The organism is Psychrobacillus sp. FSL H8-0484 (genome assembly GCF_038005325.1).
Taxonomy (GTDB): Bacteria; Bacillota; Bacilli; order Bacillales_A; family Planococcaceae; genus Psychrobacillus.
In genome coordinates this window covers 305,288-330,704 of the sequence record NZ_JBBOSZ010000001.1, presented here as the reverse complement: position 1 = coordinate 330,704, position 25,417 = coordinate 305,288, and the positions used below count along the sequence as shown (strand labels likewise).

25 protein-coding genes, 1 pseudogene and 2 riboswitches are annotated in these 25,417 nt (G+C 36.5%); of the genes and pseudogenes, 5 read left to right on the top strand and 21 right to left on the bottom strand.

The genetic code is table 11. The annotated features are described in order from the left end of the window. Nucleotides 1-39: 39 nt before the first annotated feature. Complete coding sequence (locus MHH81_RS01665) at nucleotides 40-915, top strand: radical SAM/SPASM domain-containing protein (protein ID WP_340917201.1); 876 nt, start codon at nucleotides 40-42, stop codon at nucleotides 913-915. A 413-nt stretch (nucleotides 916-1,328) separates the two neighbouring features. Here the strand turns inward: MHH81_RS01665 and MHH81_RS01660 are convergent, their stop codons facing one another. From MHH81_RS01660 to queF, 5 genes are all read right to left on the bottom strand, one after another. Further along, nucleotides 1,329-1,868, bottom strand: coding sequence for a VUT family protein (locus MHH81_RS01660; protein WP_340917198.1), 540 nt, complete (start codon nucleotides 1,866-1,868; stop codon nucleotides 1,329-1,331). Between the two features lie 45 nt (nucleotides 1,869-1,913). Continuing rightward, nucleotides 1,914-2,642 carry a 7-carboxy-7-deazaguanine synthase QueE gene (gene queE, locus MHH81_RS01655; protein WP_340917196.1) on the bottom strand — a complete coding sequence of 243 codons (729 nt, stop codon included), beginning with the start codon at nucleotides 2,640-2,642 and terminating at the stop codon, nucleotides 1,914-1,916. After that, nucleotides 2,635-3,108, bottom strand: a complete 474-nt coding sequence (queD, locus tag MHH81_RS01650; protein ID WP_340917193.1) for a 6-carboxytetrahydropterin synthase QueD — start codon at nucleotides 3,106-3,108, stop codon at nucleotides 2,635-2,637. Before queD ends, queE begins: the two co-directional genes overlap by 8 nt. Nucleotides 3,109-3,111: 3 nt before the next feature. Then, entirely contained in the window at nucleotides 3,112-3,771 is a 660-nt protein-coding gene (gene queC / locus MHH81_RS01645; protein WP_340917191.1) for a 7-cyano-7-deazaguanine synthase QueC, read from the bottom strand. Between the two features lie 53 nt (nucleotides 3,772-3,824). Next, a riboswitch (PreQ1 riboswitch) is annotated at nucleotides 3,825-3,868 on the bottom strand. A gap of 27 nt (nucleotides 3,869-3,895) precedes the next feature. Next, nucleotides 3,896-4,396 carry a preQ(1) synthase gene (gene queF, locus MHH81_RS01640; RefSeq protein ID WP_340917189.1) on the bottom strand — a complete coding sequence of 167 codons (501 nt, stop codon included), beginning with the start codon at nucleotides 4,394-4,396 and terminating at the stop codon, nucleotides 3,896-3,898. A 130-nt stretch (nucleotides 4,397-4,526) separates the two neighbouring features. Continuing rightward, a riboswitch (PreQ1 riboswitch) is annotated at nucleotides 4,527-4,573 on the bottom strand. A gap of 221 nt (nucleotides 4,574-4,794) precedes the next feature. Between queF and MHH81_RS01635 the strand changes: the two genes are divergently transcribed. After that, nucleotides 4,795-4,917, top strand: coding sequence for a hypothetical protein (locus MHH81_RS01635; RefSeq protein WP_340917187.1), 123 nt, complete (start codon nucleotides 4,795-4,797; stop codon nucleotides 4,915-4,917). A 246-nt stretch (nucleotides 4,918-5,163) separates the two neighbouring features. Here MHH81_RS01635 and MHH81_RS01630 read toward each other — a convergent pair whose 3' ends face one another. Beyond that, nucleotides 5,164-6,228 (bottom strand): type I restriction endonuclease, encoded by a 1,065-nt coding sequence (locus MHH81_RS01630; RefSeq protein WP_340917185.1) that lies wholly within the window; start codon nucleotides 6,226-6,228, stop codon nucleotides 5,164-5,166. Nucleotides 6,229-6,554: 326 nt separating this feature from the next. On the opposite strand from MHH81_RS01630, the gene MHH81_RS01625 reads away from it, so the two are divergent. Continuing rightward, the gene (locus MHH81_RS01625) at nucleotides 6,555-7,373 is read left to right on the top strand and encodes a purine-nucleoside phosphorylase (RefSeq protein WP_340917183.1); all 819 of its coding nucleotides are present in this window, start codon (nucleotides 6,555-6,557) and stop codon (nucleotides 7,371-7,373) included. Between the two features lie 241 nt (nucleotides 7,374-7,614). On the opposite strand, the gene MHH81_RS01620 is transcribed toward MHH81_RS01625, so the two are convergent. From MHH81_RS01620 to MHH81_RS01585, 8 genes are all read right to left on the bottom strand, one after another. Continuing rightward, nucleotides 7,615-8,103 carry an ureidoglycolate lyase gene (locus MHH81_RS01620; RefSeq protein ID WP_340917182.1) on the bottom strand — a complete coding sequence of 163 codons (489 nt, stop codon included), beginning with the start codon at nucleotides 8,101-8,103 and terminating at the stop codon, nucleotides 7,615-7,617. Nucleotides 8,104-8,129: 26 nt separating this feature from the next. Then, entirely contained in the window at nucleotides 8,130-9,095 is a 966-nt protein-coding gene (locus MHH81_RS01615) for a carbohydrate kinase family protein (protein ID WP_340917179.1), read from the bottom strand. Nucleotides 9,096-9,124: 29 nt separating this feature from the next. Then, a complete protein-coding gene (locus MHH81_RS01610; RefSeq protein WP_340917176.1) occupies nucleotides 9,125-9,868 on the bottom strand; it encodes a BtpA/SgcQ family protein in 744 nt (247 codons plus the stop codon). 41 nt (nucleotides 9,869-9,909) lie between these two features. Next, on the bottom strand, nucleotides 9,910-10,713 hold the full coding sequence (locus MHH81_RS01605; protein WP_340917173.1) for an energy-coupling factor ABC transporter ATP-binding protein: 804 nt from the start codon (nucleotides 10,711-10,713) through the stop codon (nucleotides 9,910-9,912). Beyond that, nucleotides 10,714-11,562 (bottom strand): energy-coupling factor ABC transporter ATP-binding protein, encoded by an 849-nt coding sequence (locus tag MHH81_RS01600; RefSeq protein ID WP_340917170.1) that lies wholly within the window; start codon nucleotides 11,560-11,562, stop codon nucleotides 10,714-10,716. Next, a complete protein-coding gene (locus MHH81_RS01595; protein ID WP_340917167.1) occupies nucleotides 11,559-12,344 on the bottom strand; it encodes an energy-coupling factor transporter transmembrane component T in 786 nt (261 codons plus the stop codon). Before MHH81_RS01595 ends, MHH81_RS01600 begins: the two co-directional genes overlap by 4 nt. Nucleotides 12,345-12,470: 126 nt before the next feature. Next, the gene (locus MHH81_RS01590; RefSeq protein ID WP_340917164.1) at nucleotides 12,471-13,079 is read right to left on the bottom strand and encodes a hypothetical protein; all 609 of its coding nucleotides are present in this window, start codon (nucleotides 13,077-13,079) and stop codon (nucleotides 12,471-12,473) included. 112 nt (nucleotides 13,080-13,191) lie between these two features. Next, the gene (locus MHH81_RS01585; RefSeq protein WP_340917162.1) at nucleotides 13,192-13,908 is read right to left on the bottom strand and encodes a GntR family transcriptional regulator; all 717 of its coding nucleotides are present in this window, start codon (nucleotides 13,906-13,908) and stop codon (nucleotides 13,192-13,194) included. A 300-nt stretch (nucleotides 13,909-14,208) separates the two neighbouring features. Between MHH81_RS01585 and MHH81_RS01580 the strand changes: the two genes are divergently transcribed. Continuing rightward, nucleotides 14,209-14,331 carry a hypothetical protein gene (locus MHH81_RS01580; protein ID WP_340917160.1) on the top strand — a complete coding sequence of 41 codons (123 nt, stop codon included), beginning with the start codon at nucleotides 14,209-14,211 and terminating at the stop codon, nucleotides 14,329-14,331. Between the two features lie 1,002 nt (nucleotides 14,332-15,333). Here MHH81_RS01580 and MHH81_RS01575 read toward each other — a convergent pair. From MHH81_RS01575 to MHH81_RS01560, 4 genes are all read right to left on the bottom strand, one after another. Continuing rightward, the gene (locus MHH81_RS01575) at nucleotides 15,334-16,458 is read right to left on the bottom strand and encodes an S-layer homology domain-containing protein (RefSeq protein WP_340917157.1); all 1,125 of its coding nucleotides are present in this window, start codon (nucleotides 16,456-16,458) and stop codon (nucleotides 15,334-15,336) included. Nucleotides 16,459-16,781: 323 nt separating this feature from the next. Next, nucleotides 16,782-17,813 (bottom strand): threonine aldolase family protein, encoded by a 1,032-nt coding sequence (locus MHH81_RS01570; RefSeq protein WP_340917154.1) that lies wholly within the window; start codon nucleotides 17,811-17,813, stop codon nucleotides 16,782-16,784. Between the two features lie 97 nt (nucleotides 17,814-17,910). Further along, the gene (locus tag MHH81_RS01565; protein ID WP_340917152.1) at nucleotides 17,911-18,939 is read right to left on the bottom strand and encodes an McrC family protein; all 1,029 of its coding nucleotides are present in this window, start codon (nucleotides 18,937-18,939) and stop codon (nucleotides 17,911-17,913) included. A 1-nt stretch (nucleotide 18,940) separates the two neighbouring features. Further along, the gene (locus tag MHH81_RS01560; protein WP_340917150.1) at nucleotides 18,941-21,496 is read right to left on the bottom strand and encodes an AAA family ATPase; all 2,556 of its coding nucleotides are present in this window, start codon (nucleotides 21,494-21,496) and stop codon (nucleotides 18,941-18,943) included. Between the two features lie 46 nt (nucleotides 21,497-21,542). Here MHH81_RS01560 and MHH81_RS01555 point away from each other — a divergent pair. Continuing rightward, nucleotides 21,543-22,170: pseudogene (locus MHH81_RS01555) on the top strand (purine-nucleoside phosphorylase); the annotation flags it as partial. A 678-nt stretch (nucleotides 22,171-22,848) separates the two neighbouring features. Here the strand turns inward: MHH81_RS01555 and MHH81_RS01550 are convergent. The 3 genes from MHH81_RS01550 to MHH81_RS01540 form a co-directional block, all read right to left on the bottom strand. Then, nucleotides 22,849-23,178 carry a hypothetical protein gene (locus MHH81_RS01550; protein ID WP_340917148.1) on the bottom strand — a complete coding sequence of 110 codons (330 nt, stop codon included), beginning with the start codon at nucleotides 23,176-23,178 and terminating at the stop codon, nucleotides 22,849-22,851. A gap of 404 nt (nucleotides 23,179-23,582) precedes the next feature. Continuing rightward, nucleotides 23,583-24,251 (bottom strand): hypothetical protein, encoded by a 669-nt coding sequence (locus MHH81_RS01545; RefSeq protein WP_340917146.1) that lies wholly within the window; start codon nucleotides 24,249-24,251, stop codon nucleotides 23,583-23,585. Nucleotides 24,252-24,547: 296 nt separating this feature from the next. Continuing rightward, nucleotides 24,548-25,384 carry a hypothetical protein gene (locus tag MHH81_RS01540; protein ID WP_340917144.1) on the bottom strand — a complete coding sequence of 279 codons (837 nt, stop codon included), beginning with the start codon at nucleotides 25,382-25,384 and terminating at the stop codon, nucleotides 24,548-24,550. Between the last annotated feature and the right edge of the window lie 33 nt (nucleotides 25,385-25,417).

Below are 25,417 nucleotides of genomic sequence, written 5' to 3'. Positions count from 1 at the left end.
TAGTTATTAATAAATCAGAACTGGAATGGTGAATAAACCTTGAAAACATTTAAAAAAATGTATATCGAAATTACCAGTGTATGCAACCTTGCTTGTAGCTTCTGTCCCCCAACAAGTCGAAAGGCAAATATTATTAAACTAGATGCTTTTAACAATATACTAGATCAAATTAAAGACCATACAAAATATATTTACCTTCACGTCAAAGGGGAACCGCTTCTCCACGCGAGAATCGATCAACTGTTGGATGCTGCTCATGCCAAAGGATTTAAAGTAAATATCACAACGAATGGGACGCTTATTAAAAAGAATCGTGAAAAATTATTAGGTAAACCGGCATTACGCCAAATCAACTTCTCCCTACATAGCTTCGATGGTCATGAAGGATCTGAAAATCGCGAAAAGTACTTAGGAGATATTCTAGAATTTGTTCGCGATTCCAGGGAACATAATACCATTATTTCGTATCGATTATGGAATTTACAAAAAGAAGCAACAACTGAATTAGCGCAGAGAAGAAACCGCGAAACGTTAGAAATCTTAGAAAATGAATATAACTTAGATTACAAAATAGAAGAAAAAGTACAACCAGGTAAAGGCTTAAAAATCGCGCAAAACGTTTATCTAAACCAAGACCATGAATTCCAATGGCCAAGCTTACAGGCGCCAGAGGATGATGGCAAAGGATTCTGTCATGCCCTTCGTAGCCAAGCGGCCATTCTTGTCGATGGAACGGTTGTGCCTTGCTGTTTAGACGGGGAAGGCGTGATCAATTTAGGTAATATCAATAAAACCCCGTTCTCAGAAATAATTGAAAGCGATCGAGCAAACGCTCTTTATGACGGGTTTACGCGAAGAGAAGCTGTGGAAGAAATGTGTAGGAAGTGCGGATATAGACAGAGATTTGGAGTGTAAACTTTTTTAGAATAGGCTCTGTTAAACGATCATGTTGTTGACGAAAATCCGCTCGCTTTCCGCGGATTTTCGTCAAAATATATATTCTCCTAAAAAACCACCGCCTACAGAATAAAGTAATGAAATCCTTATAAATAGCCCACCAATCGATCGAAAACGCACGATTGGTGGGCTATTTTTTATTATTATACTCTAGAACTTAGAACTATTCTTGCATTATGCGAGCACCTATACAATTAAATTTCCAATATAATCCTGAACGAGACAAAACGCTCCATGAACACGACAAACAACACATCGAACGCAACAAAACACCTTACGAACACGACAAACGCACAGCCCAAAGCGACAAATCATCAAAAAGAGGAGGTTGTCTCCAAAGAAAACCTTTTGAGACAACCTCCTTCATATAATTATTCTGATACAAGACGTTTTTTCTGAATTACATGAATTTGACTCAAAATCAGTGCGCCGAACATTTGAATAATAGTTTTCACGATAATTTGTCCCAAAATAGCGAATGGTACAGCTTCCCAAGGTAGAAAATTGGCACCAAGTGGACTCAAGCCAATTACTACGAAAATAGCAGAATCAAGCAATCCTCCAACAATTCCGCTGTAGAACACTCTCCAAGCCATTGGTAGTTTCAATCTAGTATAGATCTCTGTATCAGCTGTTTCAGCGACAACAAATGAAAGAGCCGATGCCACCACTATCAACAGTGTATCCCCAAGCATAAATGAAACGAATGCGGATAAGGCTAAAGCTATAATAATAAATAAATATGTCTTTGGTCTTCCGTATTTATTTTGTACAAGATCTCGGAAAATAAAGGTCGCTCCGATCAGAAAAGTTCCCATAGGAACGATAAACATTCCAAGCTGTAATGGTGCAAATGCTGCTGTTACCACATTAGCGGTGACAATAGATAATAAATAGAATAATATTCTCATGATGTACTCCTCAATTATATTTAGATACAGTTTTGTAGTTGCCCACTACACGCCTCTTTTATTACCCCAAACAAGAGCATGCAGCTGTGGCAGTACTTTGACATCTCTTAATTCCTCATCCGCAATGACCGTGTCGATCAGCGATTCGTACTTCTCCAATAAATGGGTGATCAACCGCGAATTGTCCGTCGTCGTGATATCATCATTTCCGACCTGGAGATAAAAAGGAATCGTCGGATATCGAAGGTGAACTTGCTTGGCATAATCATAATCCGCTTGATTAAAAACAACTATTTTGAGGGATATATGCTGCTCGCTGTTTCGATTTTTAAGTTTCCCTAAGATATCAGTTAGCACAAAAAAGTCCGTAGTCATTCCGGAACTAGGTGGCTTTGGTGAAATCGTTAGTTCATCGATATCATACAGCCATTCCTGCCATTTGCTTCCCTGTGTCTCCACTCCGATTTTTATCTCATTTTCTTTTAATATTGCAATGAGTGCTTCCAAATTTCGAAGGAGTGCCGGATTGCCACCCGAAATCGTGACAAATGAAAAACCATTGCCTCCAAGACGTTTCAACTCGGACCAAATCTCTTCTGCTGTCATTTGGACAATAAGATGCTTGCCACTGCCATCCCATGTAAACGATGAATCACACCAGGAACAGGAATAGTCACAGCCCGCAGTCCGCACGAACATCGTCTTCTGGCCTACTACCATTCCCTCGCCTTGAATTGTCGGTCCAAAAATCTCCATAACGGGCACCTTACTCAACTTCCATCCACTCCCGTCTCGCTTCAGCATAGCTTGTCGGAGTTTCATACAGCCTGATAAATTCTATACGCGCCCCGGTATATCGTTGTTCCTCAAGCAAGGCTTCGACCAACTTTTCGTAGATCCAGACAACGATGTTCTCTGCCGTCGTATTCATCGGTGGCAGGGTTTCATTTAAATAACGATGATCCAAATAAATCTCTATTTTTTGTTTCCATATCTCTTTTATATCGCCAAAATCTATCATCAAACCACGTTCATCCGTATATCCACTCAATCCTAATACGGCACGATACGTATGACCATGCAGGTTCTTACATTTCCCCTCGTAGTGATGTAAATGATGGGCAGCATCAAAGGTAAATTCCTTGCTCACAAGAACACGCTTTGAATGATAGTTCAATTGACTCCTTTGAATATCTTCGTCTATTTTTTGGAGCTTATCGACAATTCTAAATTCAGGCATGCCTTAAGACTCCTTCCGAAAGCTTAAATACTCATCAAGCCCTTTTTGTCTCAGCTTACATGCCGGACATTCCCCACAACCATCTGCTATTACACCGTTATAGCAGGTCAACGTTTTTTCCCGAACAAACTCCAGCGCCCCGAGCTGATCAGCAAGCTCCCATGTTTGTGCCTTGTTCAGCCACATTAGCGGTGTATCGATCACAAAGGTATCGTCCATGGATAAATTTAATGTTACGTTTAAGGATTTTACAAAAATATCTCGGCAATCGGGATATCCGCTGAAATCAGTTTCACACACGCCAGTCACGATATGCTTGGCTCCCACTTGGCTTGCTAAAACTCCGGCAAAGGAAAGAAAGAGCAAATTACGGCCAGGCACAAAAGTCGAGGGTAGTCCACCTTCTTCTCCGTCTTCTACCGCTATGTCTTCTCGTGTCAATGCATTCGGAGCAAGCTGATTCAAGAGTGACATATCCAGTATGTGATGCTTGATACCGAGTTCCTTGGTTATCTCCTTCGCACATTCAATTTCAAGACTATGCCTTTGACCATAATCAAAAGTCACTGCCTCAATCTCTCCAAAACGTTCTTTTGCCCAGAACAGACAAGTCGTACTGTCTTGACCTCCGCTAAATACAATGATTGCTTTCTCCTGCTTCATCTGTAAAAACTCCCTTATCATGAAAAAACAGCATCCTAAGAAAGAATGCTGTTTTCTCCTTAGTTTTTTAAAGAGGGTAGCTAAAAACCTCTTCCTTCATATGACTGACTATTCAATTCCTCGTTTATCGATTATCTATTTTTTCTGGATAAAGATCATGATTCATCAAACGATAATGAGCCATCTCTTCGTATTTCGTACCCGGCTTCCCATAGTTACACCATGGATCAATGGAAAGTCCTCCACGTGGAGTGAATTTCCCCCAGACCTCAATATACCTTGGATCAAGTAATTTAATTAAATCGTTCATGATGATATTTACACAGTCTTCATGGAAATCCCCGTGATTTCTAAAACTGAATAAATATAATTTTAGTGATTTACTCTCTACTATTTTTTGATCCGGTACGTACGAGATGTACATAGTTGCAAAATCAGGCTGATTCGTAATCGGGCATAAACTAGTAAACTCTGGACAATTAAACTTCACAAAATAATCCCGATTGGAATGAAGATTATCCACTGACTCCAATACCTCTGGTGCATAATTAAAAGAATACTGTACTCCTTGATTCCCTAACAGGGTTAAATCTTTTAAACTTTCTTCATGATTTCGGCTAGACATAAAAAAAACCTCCTAATAAAATGTTTCCCAACACTTTATCAAGAGAGGCATCTGCAACTGTTCTATAAAACAAATAGGATAAAAAACATAAAAAAAGCCACATCCAAATATGGACATGGCGAATAGTCATGTATCCATAGTTTTTTATAGAGGGTATCAGCTATGAACCTCTCCCGATCATTCGGGTACCTATTCATAATATAGAATACTTTCGAAAACGTCAATTAGACATTTATGTAGATTACTAGAAGAAATGTCTAGGAAATGCCGATATGAGTTTGGGAGTTTAGGACCTAGATTAAAGTAATTTAGATCGATAATCTCTTTTTTAAGAGATTATCAACATTTTTAAAATTTCCTTCTAAATTTAGGTATAAAATCGAAATAGATTTCCTATATTGGTAATAGAATACGAGATTCAAGGAGGAATAGAAATGAAGAGTCCAATAGATTTACCAGAACTATTACCAGAAACATTAGAAGAGTTATTGAAACTATTACTACAAACGATTGTCGCATAGGGAGAGATTTTAGATTAATAATGAACCTTGGAAACATAGAAAAGTAGATATTTCTACTTGTGTCAGGTAGAGATATCTACTTATTCATTATGCTCCAACATCTCCCTCACTCTCTCCTAAAAAACTTTTTATCATACGAATGGTACAACAAAATAGCTCTTGCAAGCGTTTTGGTCCAACACTATGTTTTACAAACTCTTTTTCTAACTCTTCACGGTGCACAGTTAATAGTTGTAAAAGCTAGGTTTACAAAAAATGTTCAGCAGTCTTCACAATCAAATCTTTAGAGTTCAATAAATCTAAAGGTTTTTCAAATTCTATTACCGTCCGTTCTTTATCGTTCGGTGCATTATTTAAAATAATGAAGTTCCGATTTTTTTCGAAGTATACTCGCATGATCCACTTGCGAATACTGTCGTCAATAAGGATATTGAAATAACTCTTATTATCTCTATAGAATATTCTCTCCGAGTCAAACACTCCGTTTAATATAACTTTTGTGATTGAAAAGCTTTCTAGTTCTTCATGTGTTGTGATTATTTCTGGGAATTCACGGACTTCCTCCTGCTCTTCTTCAATGACAGGTTTATTTTCATTCGTAGATTTTAGTGCGGCACTTAATTTGTCATTTACTTGTTCATTCACAATTTGTTTTAAGCCTCTTGCTATTATTGGAGTGAATTTTTCTAGAGTCGTTTTAGTTTTTACACCGTCGTAAATTTGATTTACAAGAAATCGGACAAACTCTTCTGATGGCATGTTAAATTGACCAGAAAGATAAATTTTAAGAGCATTCAAATACTTTAGTTCTGAAGCATTACTTGTAATCTTATCTACATCGAAATTTTCTTTTCTGAACTTAGCAATTTCGCTAATTTGTGTATCTCTTAGTTCTGTGATATTAAACACAAAAAACGGAGAAGCATCCATTTTGTTTGGTTGCTCTAAGTCCGTGAAGAATTTATATTCAATCCCGTTTGTTAAAATACTGAACTTGGAAGTTGTAGTTCCGAAATATCTAAATAGTTGTGAGTCATGTTTAGTTAATACTTGATTTATCCCTTTGCACTCAATTAATATAACAGGCTTTCCTTCGGATAAAATTGCATAGTCCACTTTTTCACCTTTCTTAATCCCAACATCTGCTGTGAATTCTGGTGTAAATTCATTTGGATTAAAAACATCGTACCCAAGAATTTGAAAAAACGGCATAACAATAGCTGTTTTTGTTGCTTCCTCCGTTCCAATTGATGCTCTCAATGTTTCAACTCTGTTAGCCAAACCGCGTATTTGTTCTGCAAACTTTTCCATCTGAAAATCCCCCTTTAAATTTGAGTAATCAAAAATGCATCAAAATCTATTCCTAGTAAAATACCCCATTATTATTAATCTTATTTCACTATATAAATTGACGGATAATTCTATTAATTATTGAAATTGTCTTCTACACAGAATTAATAACAAATATATTCCTATTACAAGTACGTTTATGTGGTGGTTTCCTTTACAATGATTCTTCCCTCCATTAAACTTTTATCGATAACATACTTTATTTTCTATAGCAGAAGTAGGCTACATATATATAGAGTATTATCAGTACCAAACTTTAATGATAACGTTCCAAGGAGGAATTATTAATGCACAATATCCAAGATATTTTAGAAACTAGAGATTTCATTATGAGTAAAACAGACGCTCGTCCTGTGATTGGACTGATTCTAGGCTCTGGCTTAGGAACACTTGCAGATGAAATTAAGAACCCGGTCAAAATTCCTTATAGTGAAATTCCACACTTTGCAAAGTCTGAAGCAATTGGTCATGCAAACGAACTTGTTATTGGCGAATTAAACGGAAAAATTGTAGCAGCGATGAAAGGTCGTTTTCATTATTATGAAGGGTTTACTTTGGATGAAGTAACCTTCCCAGTACGTGTAATGAAAGCACTTGGTATAGAGAATGTGATTATTACAAACGCTTGTGGTGCCGTGAATACAAGCTTTAACCCAGGAGATTTGATGTTAATTACCGATCATATTAATTTAGTTGGTACCAATCCGTTAATTGGACCAAATAATGATGAATTGGGCACTCGTTTCCCTGATTTATCACAAGTTTATAACAAGGAGCTTCGTACTATTGCCACTAAAGTAGCGAACGAACAAAACATCCCATTACAACAAGGTGTTTATGCTTGGTGGAGTGGACCTACTTACGAAACACCAGCTGAAATCCGTATGATTCGTACATTAGGCGCTGACGCTGTTGGTATGTCAACAGTACCAGAAGCGATTGTAGCCACTCACGGAAATATGAAAGTACTCGGTATTTCTTGCTTAACGAATATGGCATGTGGCATATTAGACCAACCATTAAATCACGACGAAGTAATTGAAGTTGCTGGTAAAGTTAGAGTTAAATTTGTGGAATTAGTTAAAGGGATTTTAGAAGAAATTTAAATGAGATGACTTGTTCTAGATAGGTTAATCTGACAAGAATTATAGTTTTAAAAAAGATAGAGTATGCCCTAGGTTTTCCGGATAGCTTTGGACTGCGTATCTACTACATCTGTAGCTATAGAAGAAAAGCTGAGGGAAGTGACAAGTCACTTCCCTCAGCTTTTTTCTTTCCGGAAATTTGTTATTAATATCTGGTGAACACTGTTTAAGTCATAGATACCCAAGAGATATGGATTATTTATTAGTCTGCAGTGACCCGAATTTCAACGGGTCCATCTGCTATTTCTATCCACTCAGTTGGGGTGTCTAGGACTTGAGCGAACCAGTAATAAGGTACAACACCATCAATCCCATGACAGGCATCATGCCAAATGCCTTCTTTCAACACAACAGCTTCCCCAGGTTGAATGATGATTGCTTTGATGTCTTCCGCTCTGGGGTGTTTCAGGTTTCCACTGTTTGCAATCGCCAACACTATGGGGTCTGCCATGCAAAAAAGGGCTTCTTCAGTATGCAAATGTCTTTCCATTTTATATGTTTTACTTGGCAAAGGTGATCCAACAGTTAATCCTAAATGCCCCTCTGAATTTATAAGAGGTGCATCCGTCATACTATCTTTCCAACCATCGCCTTCCGAACGTATAACATTATGTGGTTGATTTCTCATATTGTAGTACTTTCCATATTCCGAGAAATCAATTGATGACACAGATTGTGCAATGATTTTCATACCTTACCCTCCCCCCATTATATATGTCATTTAGACATGAAACAGTCGAACGTATTGTCTAGGAGAACATTCTGCTCTTTCATAAAGTCGATAATCTCCTCGTTTGAAGCCACTCCTCCACGAGGACCCATGACAGTTACTGCTCGAGCAGCAGCAGCGTTTGCAAAACGGGCTACAAGTGTTAAATTATCACTTTTATTTAGGGCATGGATAAACGAACTGCAAAATGTATCTCCTGCTCCAGTTACATCAACAACTTCAACTGGGATTCCTGGAACTTGAATCTGCTCATCCTTTGTATATACAACACACCCGTCTTCTGCATGTGTAACGACTACGATTTCCGTTCCAAATTCAAATAATTGGGCAACAGCTTGTTCAGTTGTTTTCTCTTTTCGATAGGTGTCAAAACCAATCGTGTTGAAAAATACAATGTCCATGTCTTCAATAAATAATTCGTCACCTGCTTCTAAATGAGCGACATCCAAATCATAGACCATTTTCGCACCACTTGCTCTGACTTTCTTAATAATGTCGAGTGCGTCCATATCTCCGCATCGTAAAGGTCTAATTTCTGAAATACATGTATATACGTATTTTGCCTTGCACATTGCATCGATAATTTCATGCGTTATTTCAAAATGAGTAATGCCCAATGTCGGGATAAATAATGTATGGTCATCTTCTGCTAATATAATCATATTCTTCGCATCTGGCAGCGAATCATCATGGAGAATATACCGTGTATCTATTCCTCTATCTTGTAAATCCTTACAGAGAATTTGTGTAATACTTCCACTATTAAGCAAAGCAAGATAGTAAATGTTTTCATTATAAGCTGCATAGACACTTGCTGCATTCGCTATCATTCCGCCGACATAAGCGTCTAACGTCTCTACAAGGACTTTTTCACGAATCCCCGGCCAATACGGAGACCTATAATATTGGTCTAACGCAATGTCTCCAACAAAAAAAGAATAATCGCTATTCATGTGTACCCCTCCTTACCGATAGGAAAAGCCTATCGTACGTTCTTTATTTGAGTCATAAAATGACGCACGTTTTCAACACTAACATTTCCATCATCCTTAAATGTGTCCTTCAAATAGCTTCCTACAATTGCAGCATCCGCTACTTCAAGTTGCTCTTTAAAGTTATCTGCAGTTAGACCCGCACCAATAACAAGCGGAAAGTCATTCCCCATAATCCTTCTAAATTCCTTGATTTTCGTAATATCTGTTTCTAGACCTGTCCCCTCGCCTGTCACAACGATTGCGTCGCATCTAGTCATCCCAATCGTTAAATCCTCTTCTAACGTTCTGCCTGACAAATAAGGTTGATATTTAAATCGAACGCCACCAAGTACAAAGGCATTCGTTTGTTTGCGTGCATTCGTAATCCATTCATCAAACTCGCGATCTTCATCTAAGTGCAGATGTCCTGCAACCGAATCCAACTGAATGAATTTCACATCGTATTTAACGGCAAGTTCAAATGCTTTCTTATCATTATCAAGCACGTTAACACCGTATATAATATTCTTCCGATTTTGATATACATAACTTAACACTTCTTCCACCACTTCAGGGGGACCAAAATAATTTTCAATGATTACAGCATCCACGCCATTATCAATCAATTGATCAATTTCTAGTTTAGCAATTTCAACCTTCTCTTCATTGCTTTCACCTTTCAAATGAATCATTGCCAATATAGGTTTGTTCACATTAAATAAGCTTAGAAAATCCTCTGTTTTAATACGCAATCCCTTCACCTCATACCATTTTTTTTGTGTTTATGTATTCATTATTTCTTGTTTAGTAGTTCCACCAGTTCATGTCGGTAGATGATATTCCCATCCATGCCGAGTTCCTCAGAAATCTCTCCAATTTGAGGCTTTTTAAGCCTGGCTTCCTTTAAGATTTCTGCAGACCAAAATGTATTCCGTGCCGAATCATCTGCAATAATCCTTTTATTTGCCATGGTTATCACACGTGTAAAATTATCTGCTACAAACTCCATATCATGAGTAATTGTAATTACACATTTCCCCTCTTCCTGTAGTCTATCTAACAGGTTTGTGAGTGTTTGAATACCATGTAAATCTTGTCCTGCTGTTGGTTCATCAAGGATGATATATGGTGTTTCTAAGGCCAACACCATGGCGATAGTTACAAATTTTCTGATCGAATAGGGCACATCGAATGGATTCATATTTAAATAGCCTTCGATCCCAGTCAATTCAACTACCCTACTTACACGCCGCTCGATTTCCTGTGCATCTAGCTTTAAATAATGGAGCATGTATTCAATTTCTTTTTGGACATTACTATTAAAAATCTGATCATCCGGATTTTGAAAAACGTAGCCAACATAGGCAGAAGTTTGGGCCGTGGTTTGCGCTTTGGTATTCACGCCATTAATGAACACATCACCGCTCGTAGGTTTGTTTAACCCATTCATTAACTTCACCGCTGTCGTCTTTCCCGCTCCATTCTGTCCTACAATTGCTACTCTTTCCCCTTTTTTTATGATCAAATTTAGCTCTTCGTTAGCTACATGTCCATCAGGGTAAGCAAACGAAACATTCTTTAACTCAATCGCTTCCATTTACACACCTACCCTTTGTTTGATCTGTTCTATTACCTGGGATTTCGTTATCGCGATTGTATCGAAAGCTTCATCCGCCTTTTGCATGTCGTAACTAAGCATAGCTGCTTGAGGAAGCATAACACCCATCTGAAGAAGCTCTATATTGGAAAGCACATCTAGCGTTGAACCGCTTAAGGTAATCCGACCATCTTTTAACACGATAACCTCATCCGAGTATTCCGCTATCAAATCCACTTTGTGTTCAACTAGAAAAATAGTTTTCCCTTGTTCCTTTAACAAATTGATAATCGCAAAAATCTCAGCAGTACTCTCCGGATCGAGCTGTGAAGTCGGTTCATCGATCACAAGGATATCGTTATTCATGGCAATAATGGATGCAAATGCAACGCGTTGTTTTTGACCACCTGAAAGATTATTCGGGTTTTTCTTGATAAGTTGTTCCAGTTTTAAAAGCTTCACAACTTCGATGACTCTATCGATCAACTCTTCTTTTTCCACACCTAGATTTTCAAGGCCTAGCGCAATTTCTTCAAAGACAGTGTCTTTAATTCCACTGATCTGCGTAAACGGATTTTGAAATATATATCCTATTTTGGTGGATAATAAATTACTATCCCAATTGCGCACATCTTTCCCTTCAATCAAAACATCACCCGTAAGATCACCTTCGAAAAAATGAGGAATCATCCCTCTAAGTAAATTACAAAATGTTGTTTTTCCACTTCCGTTGGCTCCAATAATACCGTAGCATTTCCCTGTTTCAAACGCGTAATTCAGCTCTTGGAGAGCGAATTCTTCTGTATAGGGATACTTATAGGAAACATTTTTAAGTGAAATACAGTTCATCCAACAACCCTCCATACGATAAATCCTATAAAAGCAAGATTGACGATAAGCAAAATTATTTTCTCAGACAGAGGAACCGGCCGTAATTCGCGTAAATGCGTATTTTTTGCGGGTGCATAAAATGCTCTTGCATCCATTGCAATCGCCTTTTCTTCTGAATTGGAGATAGCCCCTAAAAATAATGGTCCCAGTATCGGGAAAAAAGCTTTGATGCGATTAATGGCTTTTCCCTCCGTCTCGATTCCCCTCGCTTTCTGAGATTCCATAATTAGCTTCGACATGCTACCAAGGTCAATAATGGACTGGAGCGAAGAAAGAATAACGTAGGTAGCCGTAGGAGAGACACCCTTTTTTTCTAGGGCAAGCATTAAGTCTTTCGCTTGCGTCGCAACACTATAAAATACAAGCGCTCCGCAAATTGCCACAACTAATGTAGCAAACTGTATTCCGTGGTCCACGCCTTCTTGCGTAATTGTGAGAAAGCCGAATTTCATCAGTACATCTTCTCCGGGTATGAACATCGCCCTCATGATGAAGAGTAACGAACCAATTAGAAGTCCAAGCCGAATATAGACTTTTGAGAACTGTTTGATACGACTGGACGCTGTTGCGAGAATAAAATAAAAAAGGATAACCGCTACACTAACTATCCAACTCTTAGCGACAATCGGGATAATCGCTAAAATGAGGATAATATTTAACTTACTTAGTGGATTAAGATCTAAAAACCAATTATTTTGTACTTGTGCTTTTCTAAACGAATCGATAAATGCATAATCCATGTACATGTCTCCTCTTCAAAAGTGGTGGTAGTTCTATCATTCAAATTATGTAAAAAAAATTTCCCCACATGCAGAAATACGCTACATGGGGGGATAAGCGAATACACTATAATGTTCTACTCACTGTTATGCTACTTTTACAGTCGCACCTTGCAACTTATCCTTGTCAATTAGAACGTGTCCAAGTGGAAGCTTAGCCAATGTTCGTACTGGAATACTTTTAAGAATGAAAAATACAATAATTAACGTCGGAACTTTATCAAGTAAATCAGCAAACAACTCAGAAATAAATGCACCTGCCTGTACCGATAACCCCATTGTCATTAGCACACCAGTAATCATACCTGTCGTCCCTGCACCTAAACCATCAAATAACAAAATAGTAATCATTGATCCAACGCCTCCGCCAATAATAGCGAAACCCAAACCAGCAAAAACTGTTTTCCATAGTTTTTTAAATACACCTTTTTTCGATAAATAACCAGCAAGTAAACCGAAACCGATATTCAACCAAATGTAAGCAAGTGATGTTGGATTTGTAACGGAAATACTAACGTTTGTGATTGCTCCAACAATTGCTCCTGGTATTCCCCCGCAAAGTGCACCTACTGTAATTGTTCCAATCGAATCCAGATAGAGCGGTAATTTTAATAAGAGTGCAATTTGACCCCCTATAAAGTTGACCGCAATCCCAATTGGAATTAAAAAGATTGTTAACTTATTCATTTTTTTCACACGACATCCCCCTTTTAATTTTTTATAGAAATTAAATAAAATTATTTAATCTTTACAATCTGAATACATCACTTATCGAAATGTATACGCTTCCATCCATGAAATAAAAAAATTATTTGGCCGAGTTAATACTCGTCATTATATTGAATTCAATAGTGGGTGCATAAACGATTTTCACTTTTTCTATCTTTCTATTGTTTTGATCGTATACATTTCCTTCCGCTTTCAGTAATGCAACTTCTTCTCCATTTAACTCTAGTATGTTTCTCATTTGGTCATCGATTAAAATCGGTGACAAAGAGACTTCCGACCGAGTCGGCTTAACTCGATACTGTTCACGCAGTATTTTGTAAAGCGATTCATTTTCAAAATTATTTTTGTCTAGGTCTGGAAATAAGTTCACTGGAAGCAATGAGGTATCAATCATCAAGTAGGTAACGGAATCTTCCTTTTGTACGCCACGGGCTCGCGTCAACTGATAGTATTCTGTTCCATCAATTGTCACTCTGTTTTGTTCTAATACTTTCGAAACGGCTAGCTCATTACGGTTTTTCAAATAATCAGTAAAGCCACCAAAATTGGTAATACTGTACTGAAGTGGACTTAGTCGAACGAAAGTACCTTTCCCACGAACTTGATGGACTAGCCCCTCATTCACTAACAAAGACAAGGCTTTTCTAATGGTACCGCGAGTCGTATCAAACAACTTCATCATCTCTGTTTCAGATGGAATCGCTTCCCCTTGTATATACTCACCATTTACTATCTTCAACCTCAATTGACGATACAGTTGAATATACAAAGGAGTAAAATCATTCTTATCTAGCAATTCAAATCCTCCTTCATTCACATTAAAGTAGTTGACCACTTATGTGTACAAGTTAATAATAAAACAATAACTTACTAGTGTCAATAGTCTGTTTATTCTTTATTTTTTAACAAATTAAGGATAACACCTGTAACTTGTGTATGATGACAATCCGAAGGACGTCAACTGCATACAAAAAAGAAGTCACTAACATTGACTTCAGATAATAATTTAGACCGATAATCTCTTTTTTAATAGATTATCAACATTTTTAAAATTTTCTTCTAAATCTATGTATAAAATCGAAATAGATTGCCTATATTGTTAATAGAATACGAGATTCAAGGAGGAATAGAAATGAAGAGTCCAATAGATTTACCAGAACTATTACCAGAAACATTAGAAGAGTTATTGAAACTATTATTACAAACGATTGTCGCATAGGGGGAGATTTTAGATTAATAATGAACCATGGAAACATAGAAAAGTAGATATTTCTACTTGTGTCAGGTAGAGATATTTACTTATTCATTATGCTCCAACATCTCCCCCACTTTCTCCTAAAACCTTTTTTCTCATACGATCAGTACAACTAAATAGCTCTGCAATCATTTTTGTCCAACACTATGTATTACAAACTCTTTTTGTAACTGCTGAATAGGCATCGCTCTTGTTCCGACAGCCCCAAACTTCATTCCCTCTTGAACATCCTTAGATTTCCTTGTCCCTGTGTTTGAAAATTTTCAGTATTGGTTTGATGAAAGGCATCATTAATTTAGGTAATACGACTTCTCTAAAATTGTAGAGGGAGGGAGAGCGAGCAAATAATCTCTTTAATGAATTTACTCGAAGAGTAATGACTAGTTCGTTCTGTTTTTTTAGATAGAGTTGTGCGGATTTAATCTTCCTGTTCAGATTGAAATTTTTCAATCCACTTTGGCTTCACGAGGATTTTGGGGATAGTTTGTGTATAAGTAGATTGAATTTAAAAAAATACTTTAAAAACATCACCTTTATAACTCAGAATACGATTTTTTGAAGACCATCCAGAATAAATTCCTATAAAATTTTTAATACTAAACGGATTTTGGGGACAGTTTTGTGTATAAGTATATAGAATCTTAGAAAATACTTTAAAAGCTTAACTTTTTAACTCGGATTGCGATTTTTTGAAGACCAACCAGATTAAATTCCTATCAAATTTTTAATGCTAAAAGGATTTTGGGGACAGTTTTGTGTATAAGTATTATAGAATCTTAGAAAATACTTTAAAAGCTTAACTTTTTAACTCAGATTGCGATTTTTTGAAGACCAACCAGATTAAATTCCTATCAAATTTTTAATGCTAAAAGGATTTTGGGGACAGTTTGTGTATAAGTCTATATCTAAATTCTGAAAAAAAAAGATTCCCTCCTCTTTAAAATAGAGTTGGGAATCTTTTTTAGGTTAATTACCAGCCATAGCTGCAGTTAGCGTATCTTCATAGTCCTCATCATCAAAGACAAGGTTATAAATTTTCCAAGTTCCGCCTTCTGTTTTCTTTAAATATGCAGTACTTGATAAATCCACTGTCACTTCAAAATTCATGTCCATTTCTGGTTCACTCACGGAAACATGAACCTTTAGATTGTCTACTTTAACTTCTGCAAAACGCTTATTTAAGGAAACAATACTGCTTGAATGCTTACCCACTTGTTCCATCTTAATGGAACCCGATGAATATTCAGGGTCATCTAGTAGAATCTGGTTATCAAGTGAATAAGCTAGATAATAACCCATTGTTGTTTCGCGATAAAGAGCTTCCAACGCTTCAAGATTTTGTTGTTCAGAGTATAGTGACAACTCTCCTGTGATGTTACGATTTACAGTTTGAATCACTGAAAGTTCGTCTTCAGCTGTTCCAGATTCTAGATGTAATGCACGGTCAATCATCAATACGGCATGGGAACGTTTAGCGAAATTATTCGGTTTGAACTCGTCTCCATAACCATTTACAATTCCGACACCTGCTGTTTTTACAACTGCTTCATAAGCGCTGCTTTTTTTAGTTACATCTTTGAAAGTTTTTCCTGTTGTTGAAAAATCCACCGTCTCATTAAATGCACGATAAATCATAGTAGCCATTTGAGCACGTGTAATCTTATCATTTGGTTTAAAGGTTCCATCTTCTTTTCCAGTAATAATCCCTCTGCTACTAGCAATTTGGACATAGTTATAATACCAAGCTGAAGAATTTACATCAGGGAAGGTTTTTTTAATCTCACCACTTGTTAAATTCATAGCATTAACCAAAATTTTTGTGAATTGTGCACGGGTAATACTATTTTCTGGTTTTATAAGAATGGATGTATATTCATATTCTTCTCCATCTTCTTCATAAACCTCTGTTTCTTCATATCCATCTATGATATCTGAATACAAGAAGCGTTCTAATTGTTCATAAGCCCCATGCCCATAATCTACATCATCCATGTAATATTGATCAATGGTTTTTTCTGCTGCAAAAGTAGGTGTTATAGGAAAAAGAACAAAAGTAACAAGTAAAACTAATAAAATCCGAACTGTCTTCAATGGTTTGACCCCTCTCATTATCAATCTCTAATACTATGAATATATTACTCAATATATACTTAAAAGAATACAGGAATAATATGTCAATAACAAGTAAATAATGTAAGTTAATAGATAAAAAAGCGCACCTTTTTGGTACACATTACAAATAGCCGTCTAGTCCGATTTCTTTAATCGAATAGACGGCTTATTTTATTACTTCCCATATGCTACCTGGATTGTTTTTGACCAGGGCATGTATTGATCTAAAATTTCAGGGTTTTATATAGAGAAAAGAGTAAGCAGTAGAAGATGCAATTTCGGCTGCTATGTGCTTTTTTAGGTCACTTACTATACAATTCTTTCAAATCTTCCACAAATTTTCTTACCTCTTCTTCTTTAGTTGCCCATGATGTTACTAATCGAATCGCAGAGTGTGTAGAATCAACCTTTTCCCATACAATAAACGAGTAATTTTTTTGAAGCTCCGCAATAATTTCGTTGGGTAATATCGGAAAGATTTGATTTGATGGAGAATGGGTCAAAAATGAAAATTGGGCATTGCTACATGCTTCCCCAAGAATGGTTGCCATCTTATTCGCATGCTGAGCCAATTCAAAAAACAAATCATCTTTGAACAGCTCATAAAATTGAATACCTAACAGTCTCCCTTTTGCGAGAAGAGCCCCTTTTTGCTTCAAATGAAATCGAAAATCCTCTTTTAAAGAATTACGGCAAATGACCAACGCCTCTCCTAAAAGTGCACCGTTCTTGGTTCCACCAATATAGAAAGCATCCACAAGTGTAGGAATGTCACTTAGCTTTAAGTCATTTTCATCAGAGCACAGCGCTGACCCTAGTCTTGCCCCATCCATATATAATATAAGTTTATGCTCTTTACAAAAGTCTCTTAAATCCGTCAGTTCACTCTTCGTGTAGATAGAGCCAATTTCCGTTGAATTGGATAGGTAAACCAACTTTGATTTTACCATATGTTCATCCGTATGTAGGTCCAGAACTTCTTTTATTAGAGAGGGATTCAGTTTTCCATTTTTCGTTTCTACCGATATGACTTTATGTCCAGTAGCTTCAATCGCACCGGTTTCATGTGTAAAAATATGACCTGTACTAGCAGCGATTGCTGCCTCATGTGGTCGAAGAAAAGCGGATATTGCCGTTAAATTTGTTTGGGTACCGCCCGATAGTAGGTGTATATCAACGTCCCGTCTCCCTAATCTCTCCTTCAAAAGCTCAATTGCTTTTTGAGTAAAGCTATCACCTCCATAGCCTTCTTCTTGTACAAAATTTGAATCTATTAAAGCCTGTAAAATTCTAGGATGTGCTCCTTCAGCGTAATCATTCTTGAAGCTATACATATAAATTCCTCCACTCATTAAGATATCGTATCATTGAAAGGTACCAGGTTCTAATGTTTTAGAACCACCTGGTACCCTACACTACAACCTAACAAACTTAATTATTCAACACGCTAATCAATCTTTCATAAATGTCCATCCACGAATCTTCCAAATTCACCGTCATAACATCCAATGTTACTCGTTCATTCCAGCGATAACATTCTGCCACATCGGTTCCATTGTAAGGATACAATAAGATTCCTCGTACCTCTGTTTCTTGCTCTTGATGCATCAAGTACGTAAACAATTGATACATATTATGACTATGGAACGATGCTTTTCCGTGGAATTCTTGGAACATGTTTTTGTAAAACTTTGCATCCATGACGATCTTTTTCGGTTCACGCTTGTGAATTAGTGAGATATCGGTTCTCATTGATGGAAGTAACTTTGCATTTCCATCAAGATTCCAGTGCATTTGCTCGACTGCTACGCGATAGTCTTTTTGCTCGATTCGATAAAAATGGAACAAGAATTTCTCGAACAAGCGATTCATCGAAGTCTCATCAATCTCGGCGGAAAACAAACTCCAATTCCCCTGTTTATGTGACAATAACGTCAACTCGTGTAGGAGTCGGGCGATATGTATCATCCGTTTGTAATGCACATTATGTCGATGGAAATGACATCTTAAAAACATCTCACGAGTAAGAGCCACATACCCTACCCCTACTAAACTATCAAGCCACTTATAACTCCTACGACGTGTCTCTACCTTCACATATCGATTTTTTCTAATCGCCATCAACGTTACTTTCATGATTTGATTGAACAAAATATCCGCTGAATACTCATCCTTTTCACAAACCATTATCGGCTTTTTCGCCATGATGTACTCTAACGAGTCATTCATCAGGATTCGTCCTCCAAGTCGATTCGTATGCTCAACTCGAGTCACATAGCCATTTATAAAACCCCTTCGATTCAAAGCTTCTACTTCCTTCAAAAATTGCTTCGCTATAAAATCATACGTAATGAGATCTTCGTCGATATCATTCAAACTATCCACAAAATCTGGCATGTCGTTCGCATAGCTGAGCAAACAAAACAAATTACGAATTGGCACCTTAAATGTTTGCACCATTTCAAATACCCTCTAACAAAGTCCCGACTATTTCAGGGCGGTCGAAGAAATACTCCCCCAACAATGGCTTAATTTCATACTCTACAATTCCATTAAACCAAACCATCTCGTCCATTCCTTCAGGCAAAGTAGTAAAGAATGAATGACCTATCGCATAGTCACTCCCCAATTGAAAATCCGCAATAATTTCTTTATTCCACTTGTCAACTGCGGATAAAATGCGTTCAACCAATGCAAGTGAAACTCCATGGTTCAGCATAAATTCCTTCCACTTCTCGTTAAATGAAGGCATTAAGGAAACAAAAGCAAATCTTCTTCGCAGTGCAACATCAAGCTGTGCCAATGATCGGTCCGCCGTATTCATCGTCCCAATCAGATACACATTACTCGGCACAGTAAATGGTTCTTTTGAATAACCCATCGTCACAAAATCGTCCCGCTTGTCACGTTCAATGAGCATAAACAACTCACCGAAAATCTTCGATAAGTTTCCACGATTGATTTCGTCGATAATGAAATAATAATCCTTCTCCGGATTTTCTAAAGCCTTGTCACAAAAATCATAAAAAATCCCGGTTTGCAATGCAAAACTACCTTTTAGATTCGGACGGTAACCCATTACAAAATCTTCATACGCGTAGTTTTGGTGGAACTGCACCATCTCAACATGACTTTCATCTCTTTGTCCCATTAATGAATATGCAAGTCGCCTCGAAACAAACGTCTTTCCAACACCCGGAGGTCCTTGCAGAATGATATTTTTCTTATAGTGTAGCAAGTTCGAAATCGTGTCATATTGAGTCTCATCTATAAACACTTCTCGGAGAAAGTCTTCTTTATCATAAACCGGCAAATCGATTTTACTTTCAGCATCATTTGACACTTCTAATGCTTCTTTCAAATTCGGTTTTATCTCCCAAATAATATGATTTTTCTCTTCATATTCATCATCAAACAATATGCGCCAATAATTAGCCTCATCCACGTCAGTTAGTATTGGTTGAAACTTAAGATCTTCCATAACCCGTTTAGCTAATTCAACAACTTGTGTACTGAATGATGGAGGTTGTCCTCCAAGTGAAGCTGCAGTCTGTGTTACTTTTACTTCCCCACCAAGCTCGATTATCTTCTGAAGATAGACTAAATCTGATTCAAAAAAAACCTCGTCATTTTGAAGCAATTCCATCCAGGTTTCTACACTTATTTCTTGAATATAATCTTCAGTTTCTTCTACAACTACATCGGAATCTTCCAAGGAATTTAAGCTCTCTTCCATCTTCTTTTTAAATCGTTCGAATGTAAACTCTTCGTTATTAAATACTTTTTCAATATTTTCTGCTCCACGTTTCGGATGCTGATCACCATGAAGCAGGCCATATCTAACCTGCTCTTCGTTAATCGAAACAAAAAACTGTGGCGCAAACCGGTGACTTGAATACTTTTCTTCATATACAGCAAGCCAACATTCAGAACCTCCGAAGTGTTGATTCCAGTTGAATCCATTTAATACTTTTCCATCAACAAACTTCTTACCCTCATAAGCTTTAAATCGTTGAACCGCCTCGTGAATCTTCCGTTGCTCTTCCTTTACTTTCGTTTTTTTATTAATATAATATAACTCAAACAAAATGAAGAAGTTACTCCAAGATTTTAAAATATTCGTATCGTATTTTGTACTTACTCGTTCTTTAATTTCTTCTAATTCCGCTATACCAAGTGAACCATTTTCAATAAGCTTGTCCAATATTTGAAAACGGATTTGTTTGATCTTTTCCTGGTTTCGGTATTTATCCCGTGATGCCTTCAACATTACCGGACTGATTTCCGAAATAGCTTTCAACATTTCTTCAATATGATTTTTGAAATAATGGATCTCCTTCGCCATTCCAAACAAATACTCAACCGCCGTCTCGACCTTAATTTCATCATATTGAGTGCAGCAGAAAAAGAAATCTTGGATATCTAGCATTGTAAGTTCAGGATAATGTCCCTTAAGGTAATCAAACACAATTTCACACATCGTAAAATACATCTCATAGTTTGCCTGTACCAAACCTAGCTTCTCATCAATTCCAAAAGATTTCTTTAAATCCTTAAACACTTCTTCTTTATAGAGCGGATACTTTTTGTAATTAAATGCAGCAAGTAGATACCCGAAAAGTGGTGATCCTAATGAAATTTTAGGATCAAACTCTTTTCCACTTTCCCTGAACTTTTCAATTCGCTCCGTAACCGGAACTGTAGCATCATATAAGTGATTCATTAAGTCCGCCATCTCAGTCGACCGAGCTTCCGCAAACTTCACCAAATCGGTTGGACCACTCCAATGCACAAAACTCCCTGACTGAGGATTCTCCTTCTGAATCTTTTTCACTACATCGACAACATTAAACTCATTTATCTCCAAACCATCCATAAACTCGTTCAATCTTGTCAGCACCTCTAACTTGTATGCCTCTTCATATGTCGGAGTCTTCTTAAAATCCAAATACCTACGAAATGATATATCTATGTAATGATCCTTTAACAACGCCTTTTCTAATAACGTTCTCTCCATCTCATTCACCCCTATTCCTAATTGGAAATCTATCTACATTATACGTGAAGTAATTGGTCATGCGAACGAACTTGTTATTGAAGAGTTAAATGGTAAGATAGTAGCCGCGATGAAAGGTCGCTATCATTATTAGAAAGGTTTTACTTTGGATGATGTAACCTTCCCAGTACGAGTGATGAAAGCACTAGGGATAGAAAATGTCATCATTACAAACGCTTGCGGAACTGGAATACAAGCTCTAACCCAGGAGATTTAATGTTAATTACAGACCATATTAATTTAGTTGGAACCAACCCATTAATTGGACCTAATAACGGTGAATTAGGAACTCGTTTCCCTGATTTATCACAAGTGTAAAACAAGGATCTACGTAATATTGCAACCAAAGTAGCGAACAAGGTGTGTATGCTTGGTGGAGTGGACCTGCTTACGAAACGCCAGCTGAGATCCGAATGATTCGCATATTAGGCGCTGATGCTGTCGGTATGTCAACGGTACCAGAAGCAATTGTAGCAACTCACGGCGGTATGAAAGTTCTTAGTATTTCTTGCTTAACGAATATGGCATGTGGGATATTAGACCAACCTTTAAATTATGATGAAGTAATTGAAGTTGCTGGTAAGGTAAGAGTTAAATTTGTTGAATTGGTTAAAGGTGTGTTGGAAGAGATTTAAATGAGATGACAGACCCTTTGAAATGTTATATCTGGGTAGAAATTTAGGTAAGAAACTTAAAGTGTACGTTTGGTTTCCGGGTCGCTTTGGACTACACATTTGCTACACCTTTACCGAGAGAACAAAAGCTGAGGGAAGTGACTGGGTCACTTCCCTCAGCTTTTTTCTTTCTGGTAATCCTGTAGCTGATGTCTGTCCGTCGCTCTCCCGCACCCTTCAGGCCCTTTATGTTTTTGATTTGGGGAATGAAAGAATAGATACTTTCTATGTATAAAGGAAGCAACCGAAGATGTAATTTCGGCTGCTATTTCGCTTTTTTAAATAAGGGACACTGACTATTAGCAATAAAAAAAATAATACTCTCAGCTATTGAATCTCACAAGTGCTCATGACTATTCAGAAATCACATCATTCTTATATTCGCCCACCAAAAAACAGCTTCACAACTCATTAGATTTCTTCATGTCCTCCACAAAAGCTCTTACCTTTTCCTCTTTTGTCACCCATGATGTAACTAATCGAATCGCGGAATGCGTAGAATCAATCTTTTCCCATACAATAAATGCGTAATTTTTTTGAAGCTCCGCAATAAGATTCTCCTACCATCTGATTTGGTACCAGGATCCCATACATTTCAATAATCACAATTGCTTTGGTTCCTGGCATCAAACACTAATATTAACGCCGTGCACCATATTCTTTTTTTATCCTTGATATTTTATAAATTTGATTACTTACTGGCATCGCTTTAAAACGATTATAAAACATCGGGAGGACAAGACCCACATAATCATCTAAAAATTTGTTTTCCATCCTTTCTTCTATTAGCACTCTATACTTCACCAAAGCACTTACAATCAGCTTTTCATTTGGTTCAGACATACTAATTGTCTCTATATGTTGGATCATTCTAGTCTTAGACTGCAAAATCTTCTCTACTTTTTTTTCATAGTCTTTCGTATTTTTTACTTCCACTATCATATTTACTACCGTTATTACTTCAATCATTTGTAATCCTCCATGCGCAAATACCTAATACTCTTTACTAATGGTAGCATATTACATCAATATTCTATTGTTAAAGGTGTGATTTTAGATTTTATTGTACTAATTTTCTATAGAAAGGGGTCTATGAAAATAATTTAAGTTGATTGTGTTAGCGGAGGTGAAAAAATGCCTTGCAGAAAAATTTATCCACAATTTAGACTTAGTTATATCTAATTTAGTGGAGTTAGATATTTTCAATAATGTTGTACTATTAAAAAACAGATTTTTACAATTGTAGCAATACTGATTAGTTGTTTGTTATGTAAATTATACATCACCCCTAGTTGTTATCCATTATTTGCTAATAATGAATTTTATATTCCTATACTTCAAAAAAGTCCTTTCATTTTCTACATACCACGTATTTAATTGTTAACTTTTTCATTACGCTTCTTCAACTGACTTTCCATGTCAGTTAGCCATTTGGCCCTATCAACAATTTTTGCTGGTTTTGGATGACGATAATATGGACGTTCATTGAGTATTAAACCCTTTTGCTTTAACTTTTCATCTATTACTCTCGTTGCAAGTTGCTTGATAGAACTATTTCCTCCCCAAGCATAAATCAAGATTGATTCCTCTCCTAAATGACTCTTTAGCTCAGCACATCGACTTTCATGAAAAATGGAATGCTTATGGAATTCAATATGCTTAAATTCATTTAAATACTTCTTAAACTGATCATAATTTCCTGTACAAACATCTGATAAATTAATAATTTTCAGATAATCCCATTGCATGCGTTCCATTAAATTCATTAATTGATATTGAGTAGGATCTGGATTCGCTGCTATAAATCTTTTTTCCTCTATTACTTTTGGAAATGCATCAAACTCAATTGTTTGGTCAATCGCTAAACAACTTCCTGGATTCGCCATCACAATAACTGCATCCACAGAAGTTATCTCTTTTCCTTTTCGAACAATTTTCGCTTCACTACGCATTAAATACTTGTTTCCACCCTCGTTTGTAGTATAAAAATGCGCCAGAATATGAAATTTCTCTTTTAAGATTGTTGCCGGAATCAATGTCATGTAATTGCCTCCCTATATTTGATAATTTGACTATAACACCACTAATTAATTTCGAAATACCCAAAAAGGAATCCCAAAATTAATCCTGATAAACCTGTTCAAATTTAATAAAAAGTACTAAGTTATAAAACTGAATATTAAAGTTTCATAACTTAGTACTTTATCTTTATGCATTGCAATAGATCCAAATGCTCCCCAGCTTAGTCATTCTGCAATGCAGCTATGGTTTACAATTAGAAATCTTCAAAAACAAAGAAGAATATTGGCAAGTCTATCAATAGTTATATCCTCAACGACTATTTTACTTTAATATCTACCTCTAAGTATGATTTTAATATTTCAACAGCTCTTTTATCATTTGCTGGCAAGTTCATAGAAGCTCCTGAATAAATAACAATCGGTAATGCATTCATAGCATGTATTGGTCTAATCTTATAAATATTATGTGCCCTTCCCCCTTTTGGTCCCAAGAGTTCGACATAATCCTCGATAATAAATCTATCTTTGTAATGCATCAAAATATCAACCCATACTTTTCCTATTGCAAGAATATATTTAACTAGTCTATTACAGGAAATTTCCTCAACAGCATTAATTGCTAACTTTGTTGATGCTAAATCATAAATCCAATCTTGTTGTAAACTTTTTCTCAGATTCCAAGATTTTGAGTGATAGGGAAAAAACTCAATTGTATGTAAGAAAGGAATATCCTCTTGAACTAATTTTTGAACTTGTTGTAGTTTTGTATTGCGCCAATGTTTTTTTCCTAAAAATTGCTCAAATTCTATTTCTCGTAAACAATAATCTTTGCTATTCCATGTTAGGTGTTTATTTTTCACATGTGCATTTGATAATTTAACAATTTGTTCGTCTTTACCTTTACCGTATAGTTTCGATAAATCAGCAATATTCATTTGCCCAGGGTTAATAAGTGGCATAAACACATCCTTGCTCATATCTTCATGAAGATAGCCATAAAATGGTTCAGGATAATACTCCAGGTCAAAACTCTCGATAAGCTGTGCTGGAAGTCCATTGAACTCTCTTAAATCAATTTCAACTAAATTATTATTTTGTTCTTTAAAATATGTATTCCAGTAAATAATTAATTCTTGAATTGCATCATTTTTCAATATCATCACTCCAGCCTTTCCGAAATAATTTAG